Origin of the sequence: Streptomyces sp. NBC_00442, from assembly GCF_036014195.1 — a bacterium.
GTDB lineage: Bacteria > Actinomycetota > Actinomycetes > Streptomycetales > Streptomycetaceae > Streptomyces.
In genome coordinates this window covers 35,263-49,591 of the sequence record NZ_CP107918.1, presented here as the reverse complement: position 1 = coordinate 49,591, position 14,329 = coordinate 35,263, and the positions used below count along the sequence as shown (strand labels likewise).

The window sequence follows — 14,329 nt, the reverse complement described above, 5'->3', positions numbered from 1 at the left end:
AGCAGATCCGCCTGACTCCTCAGCGGCCCGGGGCCTCGCAGTCCAAGCGGTACCCCTACGGAACCGGCGGGGATCTTCGCGAGGACATCCCGCCAAGGACGTACCCCGTGACCGCCACGAGCGACGGGCGTGTGGTGGCCAGCGCGAATCTGACGGTCACCGCCCCTGCCCCGGCAGAGATCACTCGCTTCGTCGCCGGTCACGGCGGCACTCCGCTGGGAGTCGACGATGCCACGCCCAAGGTGGTCGTGCGACCGGGCAGCACCGTCGTGGTTCTCCTCGCGGACGTCCACGCCGCTGGCAACGAGAACGCTCTCACCGTCACATCGCCGGCGTTCCCCGGGCCATTGACCATCAAGACGGACAGTCCGGACGATCCCGGCTGCAGGTGCGACGACGGGAGCACGGTGTATGCCGGGCACACCGCTCTGCGCACGGATCTGCCGGTCGGCACGTACCGGATTACGGTCACCAGCCACCACGGGCAGAGCACCAGTACTGCCGAGCTGAAGGTGGCCGGGTCCCCCGAAAAGCATTACTGGCCCTGGCTGATCTCGGGCGCCGGAGTTCTGGTCCTGGCGGGAGTCGGCTTCGCCTTCCATCGCTCGCGGAGGCCGAAGAACCCGACGCCGGCCCCCTGACCCGGTTTCCCCGGGTTACGCCGAATTCTTCTTCCTGCCTTGGGCCGGGATGGCCTGACGCATCATCAATTCATTGACCGGAGAGCACTCTCTTGCGCACGTCACCCATGCGAATACGTCATCTTGTCATTTCCGCGGTATGCGGAGGGTTGCTCGCGACCGGCATGGGCACCCTCGCCCACGCCGACGAGACGAAGAGCCCGACCCCAAGGGCCACGGTCCGTCCTCCGACGGGAGCGCCAGCCGCTGGATCGCCCCCCAGACCCTTTAACACCGGCCTCCCGCCGTCACCTGCCGCTGCCACGCCGTCGACCGCACCGCCCGGCACTGAGCCCACTCCGCAGCCCGTTGTCGACAGCGACGGGTGGTCTGACGCAGATGTTCTCCGCTTCTGGACGCCGCAGCGAATGGCCTCGGCAACCGACCCGGCGCGCGTGGCGACCCCGGACTCAAGTGCCCTGGCCGTGCCGAAGGAAACCAGGCCCAGGAACTTCGCGTCGGCCGCCATGCCGACGGCTGAGCACATCCTCGGCGCCAAGTCCGTCGGAGTGATCTTCGTCTACAAGGCGGATCCGACCACCGGCGACATGCATGCCCACAAGTGCTCGGCCAGCGTAGTGGAGAGCCCAGGCAGGAACCTGATCCTGACGGCAGGCCACTGCGAGGGCGGCAAAGCGGTCTTCGTACCCTGGTATCGGGCCGAGTACGCGCTGGACAAGCAGAGTTACGGGTTCTACCGCATTGGCGGCTCCGACTGGTTCGTCGACAACCGGTATGTCCACAACTCGAAGCAGCCGGTCTCAGACCTCGACTTCGCCTTCGCCCGGGTCACGCCGAACGCAGACGGCAAGAACGTGCAGGATGTGGTCGGGGCGAACACGCTGGCACGGACTCCGGGTTACAACAACGACGTGACGATGGTCGGCTACCCCAGCGCCAAGAACAACACTCCCGAAGACCACGGCGTGCGCTGCCCCACCCGGACCGAGGCCCTGCCCGGCTATTACCAGATCCAGGCCAAATGCAGCGGCATGTACGGCGGAACCTCCGGCGGCCCCTGGTTCTCGAAGATCGACTGGTCCACGGGAACGGGTGAAATCATCGGGAACGTCGGCGGCTACAACGGCGGGGGCAACGACGCCAACGTCGACTGGCTCACCTACAGCCCCATGCACGGCGACTGGTTCTTCAAGCTGTACGACGAGGCCAAGAGAAACGTGCCCAAGATCGACCACGGCAGTACCTATCAGCAGCCCGCGCTTCCGTACTCCATGGGCAACGGAGAAACCTGGACCCATGCCCGGCTCCTTGCCTCCGGCGAGTACACCGGCGACGGCAAGGGCGACCTGATCGTGGTGTGGACCGACGGCGAGGTCACCCTCTACACCGGTGACGGCAACGGCGGCTTCACGGGAGAGCGCCAGCTGACCGCACCCAACGACACCTGGAAGGACGTCAAGTCACTGACTGGCGGCGACTTCTCCGGCGGCAGCGGCTCGGACCTGCTGGTCGTCTGGAGCAGTGGCGAAGTGCGCATCCTTCCGGACGTCGGCAGCAACGGTCTCGGCGGCGGCATCAAGATCGCCGACGCCGGCTCGGTCTGGAAGTACGCCGACCAGGTCGCCGGCGGCAACTTCGGCACCGCGAACAACGTCACCGACCTGCTGGTGCGCTGGAGCGACGGGGAGGTCACCGACTACACCGCCGTCGGCGACAAGGGCTTCGGCACCGAACACCAGCTGCGCAAGCCCGACGACGCCTGGCGCAGTGCCACCCTCGTCACTGCGGGCGACTTCACCGGCGGCGTCAACTGGGACACCCTCATCCGCTGGGCCGACGGCCGCGTCGTTCAATACCAGGACACCAGCCCCAGCGGCCTCGGCAAAGAGATCGAGATGGCCGCACCCCAGAGCATCTGGACCCACGACACCATCATGACCGCAGGCGCCTACGACTCCAACAACTGGCCCGACGACCTCCTCATCCGCTGGTCCGACGGCGAAACCACCCTATACACCCGCACCGGATCGAGCTTCGGCGACGAACACACGCTCGTCCAGCCGAAGTAGATCGGCCGACGTAGTTCGGATGCGGCTCATGGGGCTCAACACCGCTCTTCGCCTGAGGTGATGGTGGTCTCGGACTGACGCACGGTGCCCCGTGGCCTGTGGAGACACTGTTGGCACATGTGACCGACCGCTGCGGTGAGTAACGCCAATCTTCGGGACTTGTCTTGAAGACCGGCGTTACATCGTTGTGGGGGTGCGGGTGTCGATGCGTGCGAGTGAGCCTGTCGTCGCCGCGGAGTCCGTTGACGATCGCCGCGAGCGCCGGGTGCTCGTAGACCGCCCGGCGCAGCGCCTCCACACTCAGCCGCCCGGCCCGCCGAGGACCCGAGCCTCTGTCCTCGTTGATCTTCAGCGGCATCGCGGTGGGGTCGGTGCCAGGTGTCCCGGCGGGTACGTACATCGGCGAACTGGCCGACTGGCGGACGGCCTTGGTGCCGGTGGGCGCGCTGGCACTGGTTGTTCTGGTCGCCTTGGCGGCTCTGCTGCCAAGGCTGGCCGCCGAGCAGGACGTGCGGCTCAGCGGTGTGATGAGGCTGTTCGGCGAGGCGCGGGTACGGACTGGACTGGCCGTGGTGGCGCTGCTGGTCACCGGGCAATTCGCCGCCTGCACATTCGTGCGCCCCGTACTAGAGGGGGGCTCGGGGGCGAGCGCCGGGATGATCGGCACGCTGCTGCTGGTGTGCGGAGTCGCCGGTGCGGCGGGCAGCTTCGCGGCTGGGGCGGTCACCGCGCTCCACCCTGCTGGTGATCAGCGCGGTGTTGGCGGCCACGGTCGCGCTGGTACCGGTGCTCGGCGGCTCTGTCCTGACCGGCGGTGTACTGCTCGCCGTCTGGGGTCCTACGGCGGAGTGTCGGTCAGCACCCGGACCTGGCTGCTGGCTGCGGGTCCCGAGACCAGGGGGCCGCAGCCGGCCGCATCCTCTCTGTTCGTCGGCGTTCCAACGGAACGATCGCCATGGGCGCACTGGCCGGAGGGCTGGTCGCGGACGGCGCCGGGGTCACCGCGGTGATGTGGCTGGGCGGCGGGCTCGCCGTCGCGGCCCTCGCGGTGACGGCGCTGGGCAAGACCCCCTCGTCCGGGCGCTTCTGAGCGCGCTGGAGCACTTCGCGGTACGGCCCACCTGGTGGACACGCTTCTTCGGCCTCTGGCGACCCACCCGCCCGGCTTTCCCCTCGCCGGCCTCTGCGCGCCGTCCGGGGCCCGAGGCCGGACCCTCGGCAAGATCAGAAAGAGACGGTCTGCCAACCTACGGCCTACCAACCTACGGCTTGACGGCTTAACTGCATGCGGTGTCTTCCTGTGGACCGGGAAGAGGCTTCTTCTATCCCTCCCGGCGGGCCGTGCCGGTGCCCATGGCCCGCCGGACTGAGCGGGAGTCGAGGCGGGCGGCCGTGGACGAGATCACGACCACGGCACGCCGGCGGTCGGCCGGTCGCGCCCACGGGCGTGCACCGCGCCGCACGGAGGCGGGCCGGGCCCCGGTAGGTCGGCCGGCGTCGGCCGACCGGGTCACCGATCCGCAAGGCGGCAGCACCGGCTCGCCCAGCCCCTCGCCTGCACGGGACACTCCGGCGACGGCTCCTCTCCTGCCGGCGGCGGACAGGGAGACGGGGGCGGGTGACGAGTGCGGCAGGAACCCTGTGCAGCAGCAGCAGCGAGCGTGCTGGCGGGGCGGGGCGGGGCGGGCAGGTCGCGGTCGGGCGGCGTGGCCGAAGAGGTAGGCGGTGCCGTCGGCCGGTGCGCGGACCTCCAGCGGTAGGTGAGGCCGTCCGGGTGGATCCGGAGGTCGGGGAGCGGGCAGGACTCCTTCCGCGGTGACCGGACGCGCACGCCATGCAGGGCGTCAGGGCAGCGGGATGGTCACCTCGTCCTCGACCGGCGGGTCGATCTCGTGGTCGAGGGTGCCGGTAGCCGAGTGGCAGCGCAGACGGATCGAGGCAGGCGTGACGTCCAGCCGCAGGAAGCACTTGAAGAACGGCGGGCTGTACGTCGCCGAACCCGGCGAGAAGACCTGTGTGTAGGTCTTGCGCACCGGCAGCCGGAGAAGGGCGCTGCGGTCGGGGCGGCGGCCGGCGCCAAGGAGACTGGCGACCAGGCGCATACGCCGGGTGACACGAACGGGCTCGCCGTGCGCGCGGATCGGCGGAACGCCGAGCCGTTCGGCGATCACCGCTGTGGCCTCGGCCTCGGTCAGCGTGAAGAAGCGGGTCATCCGCAGCCGGCGCCCGTACAGCCTGCTGTAGAAGGCCAGCGAGTCGCCGCGCAGCGGATAGCAGCGGTACTCGTCCTCCGTGACGTCGGCGACGGAGACCCGTGGGATCGTGTGCGTGGCGTGCATGAACGCCCCGCCGCCACCGGCGACGACGTACTGGATCGTGCGTCCGCCGCCCACCCGTACCGGATACCGCTGATAGTTGTGGATGTCGCCGCCGATCGCCGCGACGTAGTGGTGCTCCGGGTCACGCACGATGGCGTCCACGGTACCGCCGCCTTCGATGGCACACGGGTGGTGCTCGCCGTCCACGTACAGCGGGGACCCGGTAACGAGAATCTTGGGCCGGTCGCCGCGCGACACCTCGCGGAGCCAGCGCCCTTGTTCGGCGTCGATGGTGCCCAGCAGGCCCGTGTCGATGCCGATGATCCGTATCGGCCCGGCGTCGATGGCCCAGTACGGGCCCGGCTGGACGGCTTGTTGGGACGGTTCCGCGCGCAACGCCCGTGCCGCGACGAGGCGTTGCTCGTCGGCCCTGCCTGGAGAGTGCCAGAGCAGCGAGCGGAACCAGGCCCGTGTCAGGGGGCGGGGCCGTGCCTCGGGCCCCAGCGGTGGTGCCTCACAGAAGACCCGCATGAAGCCTTGCAGGCCCTCGTACCAGTCGTGGTTGCCCGGTATCGCGTAGATGGGCGCCGGGTAGTCGCGGTAGGGGCGGAAGAACTTCGTGCCGTAGTCGTCGGTGCTGCCCACCGGGTAGATCACGTCACTGGCGAGCACGGCGAAGTCCGTTCCCTGACTGACCTTCAGGAAGCCTGGCACCACAGCGTATTGGGGATCGTCTCCTTCGCCGGTGTCACCGATGACCATGAAGGAGAAGTGGTCGGCGTCGGTGCGGCGGACAATCGCGTCGGTGGGCGCGCCCGCGGCCACGGCCTGCTCCACCCAGCGACTGCGGGTCCGGCCCGTCGGGTCGCCGAACCAGGAGGCGAGGACGCCGTTGCGGGCGGGCCACAGCGTTCTCGGGTCCAGCCACGAGAGTTTCTCCACCTGGGCGGGCATCAGCCTTTTGTACGTGCCGAGTTGGGACTTGCCCCAGCCGGCGCCTTCTGGTGTGTCGCGTGAGGAGTCAGGCACGGGTGCACGGTAACAACCGGTTTTCCGCGCGCCCGGAGCAGGGTCGGGGGCCGCGGCGGGACTCGGACGGCCGAGGCCGGCCGAGCGCGGAGCTGTGCTTGGACCGACCCGGCAAAATGGAGGGCTGCGTCGCCTGGCGGCGGGGGCGACGGGGGCTGATCATTCGCCCGTCCACCGATTGCGGGCATGCTCTAATCGCCGGATGGCGAAGATCGAATCAGAGCTGATACGACGTTGGCTGAGCGGCTGGACCGCGGCTCGCTCCTTGCCCAAGGCCGAGCCGTTCGAGTCCGCCGGGGACGGCCTGCGGTCCACGTGCGACCAACCCGGCCGAGAGGTCGAGGTGTTCGCGCTCCGTGCGGACGAGGAACCCGAGTCCTTGGCACGGCTGGCTGCATCCGTCGGCGCCGCGCGGCAGACCACCTGGCTCACGGTGCCTACGCTGCGCCCAGGCACCGTCGAAGCCGTCGTCGGCGCCGCCGGACTGGAGTTGCTCCACCGGTCCGAGTGGTTCATGACGACCGATCTGACAGAGCACTCGCAGCACGCGCCCGCCGCGTCGTATGAGCGCGAGGTCCGCACGGAGGGACCAGTCACGGTCGTCTCCCTCCATGACTCCTCCGGAGATGTGGCGGCGCGCGGCACCATCGCCGTGGTCGGCGCTGATGCGATCGCCGATCGCATCGAGACGGACGCGGCGCACCGACGACGCGGCATGGGCCGCGCCGTGATGAGCGCTCTGGCGGAGGCCGCCGCGGCCCAGGGCGCCCGTACCGGTCTTCTCATCGCCAGTGAGGAAGGCCAGCGCCTCTACTCCTCCCTCGGCTGGCGCCACGAAGCCGACGTCCTGATCGCCCGGGGGCCGGCGGTTCCCTCCAACCGGTAGGACTGGCTCACGCCGGCCGATTCGCGGACCATCCGAATCGGCGCGGCGATGCGACGTCGCTGCGGTTCGCCGTGCACCAGGAGCGCGACGGACGTGCCACCGGCTACGCGTTGTACCGGCACGGCTCCTCCCCGGACGGGTCCGGCGGCAGTGCTGGAGTGGTGGATGTGGTGGAACTGGCAGCGTGCTCGCGCCAGGCGTATGCGGCGCTGTGGCGCTTCCTCGCCGGCATCGACCTGGCGAGCCGGATCGACTACGAGGGCTCTGTGGACGAGCCCTTGCCTCACCTGCTCATCGAACCCCGGGCGGTCAAGGCCGCGCCGGTGGACCGCCTGTGGCTGCGGCTGGCCGACGTGGACAGGGCTCTGGGCGGCCGGAGTTACATCCTTCCGCTGGACCTCGTGCTGGATGTGCGGGACGACTTCTGCCCGTGGAATAGCGGTCGCCACCGGCTGCAGGCGGAAGCAGGCAAAGCCGTCTGCGAGCCCACGACCGCTCCGGCCGACCTGCGGCTGACGGCGGCGGAACTCGGCGCGGCCTTCCTCGGCGGCACTTCGCTGACGGCCCTCGCGGCCGCTGGCCTCGTCAAGGAAGTGCGGGGTGGTGCCCTTTCCCGAGGTTCGGCGGCCTTCCGCGGCGAACGCGAACCCTGGTATCCCGGCGGCTGGGCCTTCCCGCTCTATTAAGCAGCCCTGCGGAAGCCGCTGCTCCATATGGTCACTGCGGTGCTGTCGTTTCTCATGGACATCGAACACCGGCTGGTACGGGTGCCGCCCAAAGCGATGAACAAGTGCTGTTCAAACTCGGGTTCTGGCACAACTTCTGTGCAGTCGTGGGCCGTCCCAGCAGTCCCCGCCAGACCCCGAGCGGTTGGCGAGTGCCATCCCCCGTCTGGCAGGGTCGGTCGCATGGATTGCATTTTCTGCGGGCTCATCCGTGAAGGCACCGCGAGTTGGGTGGATCGTGGTCCGGTGGCCTGTGCATTTGCTCCACTGAACCCGCTGGCGCCGGGTCACACTCTGGTGGTTCCGACACTGCATTACGCGGACGTGTTCGAGACCCCGCCCGAGGTCCTCGCCATGACGATGGCACTGGTTCAGCGCGTGGCCGAGGCTGCGCGGACCGCCCTGAACGCATCGGGCGTGAACATCCTCAGCGCCAGCGGCCCGGGATCGGAGCAGTCGGTGCCCCACCTGCACTTTCATGTCGTTCCACGATGGGTGGACGACGGAATCTCGACCTGGCCCACCGGACACTCCACACACCGCGTCACCGGGGATCCGGGGGCACGGCTTGCCGACGCCCTGGCTTCCGGCCGGCACCGCAGAAGCTGAGCCAGAGCCCAAACTCGCGAACAAAGCCAGGCAGCGCACGTTTCACTCGGTGGTCTGCGGGGTGCGGCGGTCGAGGAACGCGGGCGTGGCGTGGGTGCTGTTCCTCAAGGCGGTGACGGACGTAGGGAGCCAGGAGGTCGCCCTTGCCGAGGGCGTTCTCCAAGTGGGCGAGGTGGTCGGCCAGGGCGTTGCGGTTGGCGGGGGTGAGCGCGGTGTTGCGGCAGGCGAGGGGCTGGCAGTCGTCCAGGACGGGCCGGTTGGTGGAGGCGCCGGGCGTTCGACACAGGGCGCGGTCGGGGTTGTAGACGCAGGTGACGAAGACTCCGAGGTGCAGGTGCAGGTGCGGTTCGTGGCGGGCCACGATGCGGCGAAGGCGGGCTTCGTCGGTGGCGACCTGGCCGTCGAAGACGGTGTGGCGGGCGAATTCGGCGAGCCGCCTCTCGGCCTCGGCGCCAGCCGGGCCGGTCAGTGCCGGACGGTCCTCGCCGGTGGCCATGCCGGCGAGGAACTGGCCTCGGGCGAGGGCTTCTTCGGCCTCGACCTCGTCGCGGACCCGGAGCCGCTGGTGCCCAATGGTGGAGTCGGGTATTGGAACGGTCCGAATCCCTCAGCCATTGCGGACCCATGAGGTGAACTCACCGGCTAGGCCGAGCGGGTTGGCGGCCTCGGTCTGCCGGGCGATCGCCTCGTGGTACTCCAGCTCGTGGACGATCACCGGCACGGTTCGGCCGACAGATGTTTCGATGACGCCGGTCGTGTGGAGGGTTCGGGCGAGCTGGCAGCAGGTCTGGTTGAAGCGGGCCTCGATCTGCGCGGCGAGTGGCCCGCTGACGGAATCCCAGTCGGCGAGGTCGGTCGGCTCGTCGTACCAAAGTCCGAGTTCGGTGATCCACTCCTGGCGAGCTGTGGCCCCGGCGGGGTCGCTGATCAGGTCGCCGACCACGGCCAGCTCGTTCTGGATCCAGAAAGCGTAGTTCCAGCGGGCTTCTGCCTGGTCAGAGGCGTCCTGGATGCTGCGTCGGGCCTGAATTTCAGTGTTGTAGCCGATCGTCAAGGTCGGCCGACGAGGGTCGTCGTCCTCGTTGTCGATGAGGAAGGAGACAGCGTAGATGTCGCCGGCGTCGGCGGCCGGGATGGATGCGAGGGCCCTCTCGGCGAGATGCTGGAGGTGATCGTTGAACGTCATGGTCGGCTGGGTCATGTCGGTCAGGGGCATGAGTCCCACTGGTCGCAGTACTCGATGTGGATCTCGCGCGCGTCGCCGAGAATACCGTCGTTGGAGTGGAGCTCGGTGCAGAAGTGCGGGTAGCTCGGATGGAGGGGACGTATGCGGGGCCGTTTCGGGCGACGTCGAAGAAGTGCCGGGCGGTGTCCCTGAACACCTTCGCGCTGCCGGTCGTGAACAGGGTCTCGGCGTGGAGATGCTGGTGGAACAGATCCCGGTTCTCCTGGTAGTGCCGTGCCTCGTGATCAATCACGGCTTCGTCGGTGTGTCCTGGGCCGGGCAGCGTCACGGTCTGCGGACGCCCCGGGCCGAGCCGTCCTCGTATTTCCTTCCAGCGTGAGGGGGCGAACTGGAGCGAGTGGTGCGGCGCACGAGATCAAGCTGCCGTGTGCCGTCTTCTGGCAGCTCGCGGGAGGGGCCACGGTTCCCTCGTATCGGCAGGTGGACCAGCGAGCGCGGTGAAGAGGCAGCGAGCTTCCATAGCCCACCGATTCGCCGGGCGGGGTCCCCGCGCGCGGGTCAGCTGCCGAACAGCGGTACCTGTGCCGCCTCGATGTCGGCGCGGACGCGGTGTGGCCGCACTGAGTGTCGCCACCGACCTGCGGCATCACGAACGACGTCGACGGCGATCTCCATCACGACATCGGGCTGCACGAGGTGGGCTTCGAGGGATCGCTGTGTTCCATCCGGCGCTGAACGGCCACCCCTTCCAGGGATGAGCAGGTGACGCCGGCAGTCAGCGCGCAGGAGGTCCCGGGGTTCGGAGCCGGGCCTTCTGCGGCCGCTGGGTGAGCTGGCTCCGCCAATGGCAACGCGGAGTCAGCCGTGCGGGCACAGGCCGGGTGACGGCGATGACCACGTGATCACTGGCTCGTCTCGGGAGGTAGGGGCGGCTCGTACTGCTGCCACCCCATCCCGTGCAACTGCCGCCATGCCTTGAGAACCCAACCAGGGACCCCGTGGTGGGAACTGCGGGCCCGTGACCTACCGCAGGTCTTGCCACGCGCCGTGGTTCGGCGGCCCTTCGTTACTCGACGGATCGCCTTCGTCGAAGGATGTGTCGTATTCGATCCAGAAGTTGAAGCTGGTCCAGGTCTCGGCCGCGGTGGGGCGGGAGGACTTCTGACGGACCTCGATGTGTTCCCCGTCGGACCGGGTCTTCGCAGAGTTGACGAAGTAGGGCTCTAGGGTGCAGGACCAGGCGCCGGTGGCGTCGACCACCGCGGTGCCGATCGGCGAGGAGCCCGGAAAGAAGTCGTAGGCGAGAGTAATCGCAGCTCCGGGCTCGCCCGTGCCGGTAGCGGTCAGATGCCCTTGCGGGATCGTCGGCGCGTCGTTGTTGGGGTAGGTCACCACGACCGGTACCGGCGAGGTGGTCGTGTCGCTCTGGTCGCTCATGGAGGCGTCCTTTCAGGCTGGCTGCAGGGCTTGCCAAGTCTGGCGGTCTTCTTGATCACGCCGCAAGGTAGGTTTCCGGCTACGCACTGCACCGGTGCTTAGCCGCCCGATGCAGCCCGGCTCGGCGCCAGGGGCACCTTCGAGCGTCGTCCATGCGTCTTCCCGCAGGCCAGCGGCCGGCAGGGCTGGGCACCTCACAGGTGCCCAGCGTTACGCCATTGGCTCCCGGTACGAAACCGCCAGACCACACCCTCGAACTGGTCCCGCAACCGGTGCGGATACGGCCCGTACCCACCTATCGGCAGCAACGGCTCCACCAACACCCAATCGGCATCGCTCAGTTCACGTCTCACCACGCAGGTGTTCTACCAACGCGTTGATCATGGATCCGTACAGCCCCTAGGCCGCAGCGGTGCCGCGGCGACCCATTCGCTGCTGGAGACGCTCGAACGCCAGCCGGTCGGACTCCCACACCACGATCTCGCCGTTTACGTGGGCTACCACAACTGTCTCATCGACTGCTCATCATCCGCAGGCAGATCATCGGCGCAGGTGGTCAGGGGCGCGGAGAAGGCATCCGTTCTCAAGCTCCGAGATGGTGGACGGATCCGGAATCAGCGAGGTGATCGAAGTGAGAGGGGTGGGCTATCCGTTGTGTGCTTCGAACTCGGTCGCCAGCGTCTGTTGGGTGGCCGCCCACGACGCCAGGAGCGTCAAATTGTCAGCGGTCGGTGTGCCCGCGGGTGCGGTGTAGACGTTGAGGTGCAGGCCGGGTTCGGCGGGCAGTTCCAGGGACTCGACGTCCAGGTCGAGCCGGCCCACGATCGGATGGCGCAGACGTTTGCGGCCGGACCGGTGCAGCCGCACGTCCTGAGATGCCCACCGCTGCCGAAATAGTTCACTGCGCGTTGACAGTTCGCCGACTAGGGCGATCAGCGCCTCGTCGTGCGGATTGCGCCCGGCTTCCATGCGTAGTTTCGCGGCAGCGGCACCGGTAATTTGGTCGTAGTCGACAAAGAGATCTCTGGCCGCCTCGGGGTTCAGATAGACGAACCGCGCTGTGTTCGCGGGCCGTCTCGGGTCGGCCAGCACCGGTGAATACAGCGCGCGACCGAGTTGATTCATGGCGAGCACGTCATATCGTCCGTTACCGATCCAGGCCGGCGCATCGGAGATAGCGTCGAGGACCTGCTGCAGCGTCGAGCGCACCGTCACGGCAGGTCTGCGCCGGCGTGGGCCGCTGGGCGCCCCGGATTGACGCGCGAGGTGGAACAGGTGGTCACGCTCGGCCTCGTCGAGTTGCAAGGCAGAGGCCAACGCCTCGAGCACGCCGTCGGAAGCACCAGCGAGGCTGCCGCGCTCCATGCGCACGTAGTAGTCGACCGATACCCCCGCCAGTAGCGCCACCTCCTCGCGACGCAGACCTTTGACCCGACGGTTGCCGCCGTAAGCGGGCAGGCCCGCCTGCTCGGGTGTGATGCGGGCGCGACGCGAGCTGAGGAACTCCCGTATCCCGGTGCGTAGATCCATCGTGGCCATCCCCTCACCGTAAGGCCGTCCCGCAATCTAAGGGGTACCCGATGCGGTCGTCGCGGTGCCGCCGTCCACCGGGATGATGGTGCCCGTGAGGTAGGACCCAGCCCGGCTGGCGAGAAACACGGCGATACCCGCCATGTCGTCGTCGCGGCCGAGCCGGCGCAGCGGGGTCGCCGCAGCGATCGTGTCGCCGATGGCATCGAGCGTGGACGCCATCATCTGCGACGGGAACACTCCCGGTGCTACCGCGTTCACGGTGACGTGCTGTGGGCCCAGCTCTCTGGCAAGCACTCTGGTGAGTTGATGGAGTGCCGCCTTGCTGCTGGCGTACGAGTAGTTGGGCGCCTGAGCGACGTGGATGGCGGCGATACTGCCGATGTTGATGATCCGCGCGGGATCATCGGCGGTGCCCGCCTGGCGAAGTGCGGGGAGCAGCGCCTGCACCAGCCAGAACGGCGACTTGAGGTTGAGGTCGATCACTGTGTCCCAGGCCTCGTCCGGGAACGTCTCCAGCGGCTCGCGCCACATGGCTCCCGCGTTGTTGACGAGGATGTCGAGGCGTTCCGAGTCAGCCTTGACATGATCAGCGAGGCGCTGACACTCGTCGTGCCTGGACAGGTCAGCGGGGATTGCTTGAACGTCTCCAAATTCGGACAGCACACGCTGCGCTTCCGCGCACGTGTCTGCCTTGCGTGAGCTGATGACGACGCGGGCGCCGGCCTGGAGAAGGCCGCGCGCTATCATCATCCCAATTCCCCTGGTGCCGCCAGTGACAAGAGCGTACTTTCCGCTCAGATCGAAAAGTCCTGTGTGCGTGGTGCATTGGTTGTCCACCATTGGTCTCCGTCCCTTCTGTCGTGGGAGAACACGCCGACACGGTCGCGCAGTCGGGCAGCTGAATCTGAACTGATGTGGTTAACGCTGCAGTGCGTGTCCGTGGAGTGTCGTCGGCGCTTTCAACTCATCCAGATTGACAGGCGTTTTGGACGGCTGGGAGACCCTGGTGATACAGGTACTGTGAGAGCCCCCTTTCCTGGTGTGCTGACTCACCTGGGGCACCTTGGGCGTGAGACATCCGGACAGGTCGCATAACACCGTCCAGGCCCGTGTCCGGCGGCAGCTGCGCCAGGGCAGCCGCTCCAATCTCCGGGAAGGCCCCGAGCAGGTCCGTGCCCTGGCGAGAGCGCAGCACTGCCCGACCGCCTGTGTGCACGGCGAGCTGTGCGCGGAACCCGTCCCATTTCGGCTCCGCCGCGTGCACGGCGGGCAGTACCGGACTGTTCACGGCCACGGCCACGGTCAGTATCGGCTCGGGCAAGGACCACGTCATGCCGTAATGCCTTCCACACCGGCGCCCTGCCCGATCGCGTCCGGCCGTTCGTCCACCCCCAGGTCAGTCCTGCGGGCGGCACACCTGGCACGGCTCGATCCCCGCCTCGGCCGGCGCGATCTGCGCCTCCTGCGCGTTGAGGTACCCCATCTCCTGCGTGTACAGGCCGCAGTTGCCCCGGTGGAGCAGAGCGACGCCGCCATCCGCGCACGAGGGCTGCGGTTTCCACGACACCTGCATGCGCTGCTTCTTCTCCCGCTCGCGCAGACGCTCCTGCTCGGCCTCGAACTCGCGAATCACAGCGCGCGTCCGCTCCAGCTGGTGCGCCTGGTACTCCTCCACGACGCGCAATTTTGCGAGGCGGGACAGTTCGGATGAAGGCGGGTCGTACATGCTCAGCACCTGCTCGCCGCTTCGTCGGGGAGGCGGCTGGCGAAGCCGAGGGAGCTACCGCCTCCCTGGCCGGGCTGGTGGCTGTATGCCATTGCCGTCATGCCCTTCTACCGTGCTGCGCCCGGCGTGCTCTTTCCGCTCGCTGGTGGTCGCGGCTGTCATGGGCCCTC

Annotated in this window: 12 protein-coding genes and 2 pseudogenes; 7 read left to right on the top strand and 7 right to left on the bottom strand. The window is 68.2% G+C overall.

What is annotated here, in order from left to right; all coding sequences use genetic code 11:
• The first annotated feature begins 107 nt into the window (after positions 1–107).
• The 3 genes and pseudogenes from OG432_RS00250 to OG432_RS00240 form a co-directional block, all read left to right on the top strand.
• Positions 108–641, top strand: a complete 534-nt coding sequence (locus tag OG432_RS00250; RefSeq protein WP_328306439.1) for a hypothetical protein — start codon at positions 108–110, stop codon at positions 639–641.
• 506 nt (positions 642–1,147) lie between these two features.
• Positions 1,148–2,710, top strand: a complete 1,563-nt coding sequence (locus OG432_RS00245; RefSeq protein WP_328306437.1) for a trypsin-like serine peptidase — start codon at positions 1,148–1,150, stop codon at positions 2,708–2,710.
• Between the two features lie 329 nt (positions 2,711–3,039).
• Positions 3,040–3,800: pseudogene (locus tag OG432_RS00240) on the top strand (MFS transporter); the annotation flags it as partial.
• Between the two features lie 754 nt (positions 3,801–4,554).
• Here the strand turns inward: OG432_RS00240 and OG432_RS00235 are convergent.
• Complete coding sequence (locus OG432_RS00235) at positions 4,555–6,057, bottom strand: metallophosphoesterase family protein (RefSeq protein ID WP_328306435.1); 1,503 nt, start codon at positions 6,055–6,057, stop codon at positions 4,555–4,557.
• Positions 6,058–6,259: 202 nt separating this feature from the next.
• On the opposite strand from OG432_RS00235, the gene OG432_RS00230 reads away from it, so the two are divergent.
• From OG432_RS00230 to OG432_RS00215, 4 genes are all read left to right on the top strand, one after another.
• Entirely contained in the window at positions 6,260–6,943 is a 684-nt protein-coding gene (locus tag OG432_RS00230; protein ID WP_328306433.1) for a GNAT family N-acetyltransferase, read from the top strand.
• Entirely contained in the window at positions 6,883–7,629 is a 747-nt protein-coding gene (locus OG432_RS00225) for a sterol carrier protein domain-containing protein (protein WP_328314946.1), read from the top strand. Before OG432_RS00230 ends, OG432_RS00225 begins: the two co-directional genes overlap by 61 nt.
• A 222-nt stretch (positions 7,630–7,851) precedes the next feature.
• Entirely contained in the window at positions 7,852–8,277 is a 426-nt protein-coding gene (locus tag OG432_RS00220; RefSeq protein WP_328306431.1) for an HIT family protein, read from the top strand.
• An 85-nt stretch (positions 8,278–8,362) separates the two neighbouring features.
• The gene (locus OG432_RS00215; protein ID WP_328306429.1) at positions 8,363–8,905 is read left to right on the top strand and encodes a hypothetical protein; all 543 of its coding nucleotides are present in this window, start codon (positions 8,363–8,365) and stop codon (positions 8,903–8,905) included.
• Here the strand turns inward: OG432_RS00215 and OG432_RS00210 are convergent.
• The 6 genes and pseudogenes from OG432_RS00210 to OG432_RS00185 form a co-directional block, all read right to left on the bottom strand.
• Positions 8,885–9,478 carry a hypothetical protein gene (locus tag OG432_RS00210; RefSeq protein ID WP_328306427.1) on the bottom strand — a complete coding sequence of 198 codons (594 nt, stop codon included), beginning with the start codon at positions 9,476–9,478 and terminating at the stop codon, positions 8,885–8,887. The two genes, OG432_RS00215 and OG432_RS00210, sit on opposite strands and share 21 nt — an antisense overlap.
• Positions 9,479–10,486: 1,008 nt before the next feature.
• Positions 10,487–10,900 carry a hypothetical protein gene (locus OG432_RS00205; protein ID WP_328306425.1) on the bottom strand — a complete coding sequence of 138 codons (414 nt, stop codon included), beginning with the start codon at positions 10,898–10,900 and terminating at the stop codon, positions 10,487–10,489.
• Positions 10,901–11,112: 212 nt separating this feature from the next.
• Positions 11,113–11,256: pseudogene (locus OG432_RS00200) on the bottom strand (transposase); the annotation flags it as partial.
• A 289-nt stretch (positions 11,257–11,545) separates the two neighbouring features.
• Entirely contained in the window at positions 11,546–12,439 is an 894-nt protein-coding gene (locus OG432_RS00195) for a helix-turn-helix transcriptional regulator (protein WP_443058309.1), read from the bottom strand.
• Between the two features lie 27 nt (positions 12,440–12,466).
• Entirely contained in the window at positions 12,467–13,273 is an 807-nt protein-coding gene (locus tag OG432_RS00190; protein WP_328306423.1) for an SDR family oxidoreductase, read from the bottom strand.
• A 556-nt stretch (positions 13,274–13,829) separates the two neighbouring features.
• Entirely contained in the window at positions 13,830–14,159 is a 330-nt protein-coding gene (locus OG432_RS00185; RefSeq protein ID WP_328306421.1) for a DUF6233 domain-containing protein, read from the bottom strand.
• Between the last annotated feature and the right edge of the window lie 170 nt (positions 14,160–14,329).

Coding starts and splice junctions, on each gene's coding strand:
- OG432_RS00245 (WP_328306437.1), top strand. CDS start 1,148: ATGCCGACGGCTGAGCACATCCTCGGCGCCAAGTCCGTCGGAGTGATC.
- OG432_RS00230 (WP_328306433.1), top strand. CDS start 6,260: ATGGCGAAGATCGAATCAGAGCTGATACGACGTTGGCTGAGCGGCTGG.
- OG432_RS00220 (WP_328306431.1), top strand. CDS start 7,852: ATGGATTGCATTTTCTGCGGGCTCATCCGTGAAGGCACCGCGAGTTGG.
- OG432_RS00210 (WP_328306427.1), bottom strand. CDS start 9,478: ATGACCCAGCCGACCATGACGTTCAACGATCACCTCCAGCATCTCGCC.
- OG432_RS00205 (WP_328306425.1), bottom strand. CDS start 10,900: ATGAGCGACCAGAGCGACACGACCACCTCGCCGGTACCGGTCGTGGTG.
- OG432_RS00195 (WP_443058309.1), bottom strand. CDS start 12,439: ATGGCCACGATGGATCTACGCACCGGGATACGGGAGTTCCTCAGCTCG.
- OG432_RS00190 (WP_328306423.1), bottom strand. CDS start 13,273: ATGGTGGACAACCAATGCACCACGCACACAGGACTTTTCGATCTGAGC.
- OG432_RS00185 (WP_328306421.1), bottom strand. CDS start 14,159: ATGTACGACCCGCCTTCATCCGAACTGTCCCGCCTCGCAAAATTGCGC.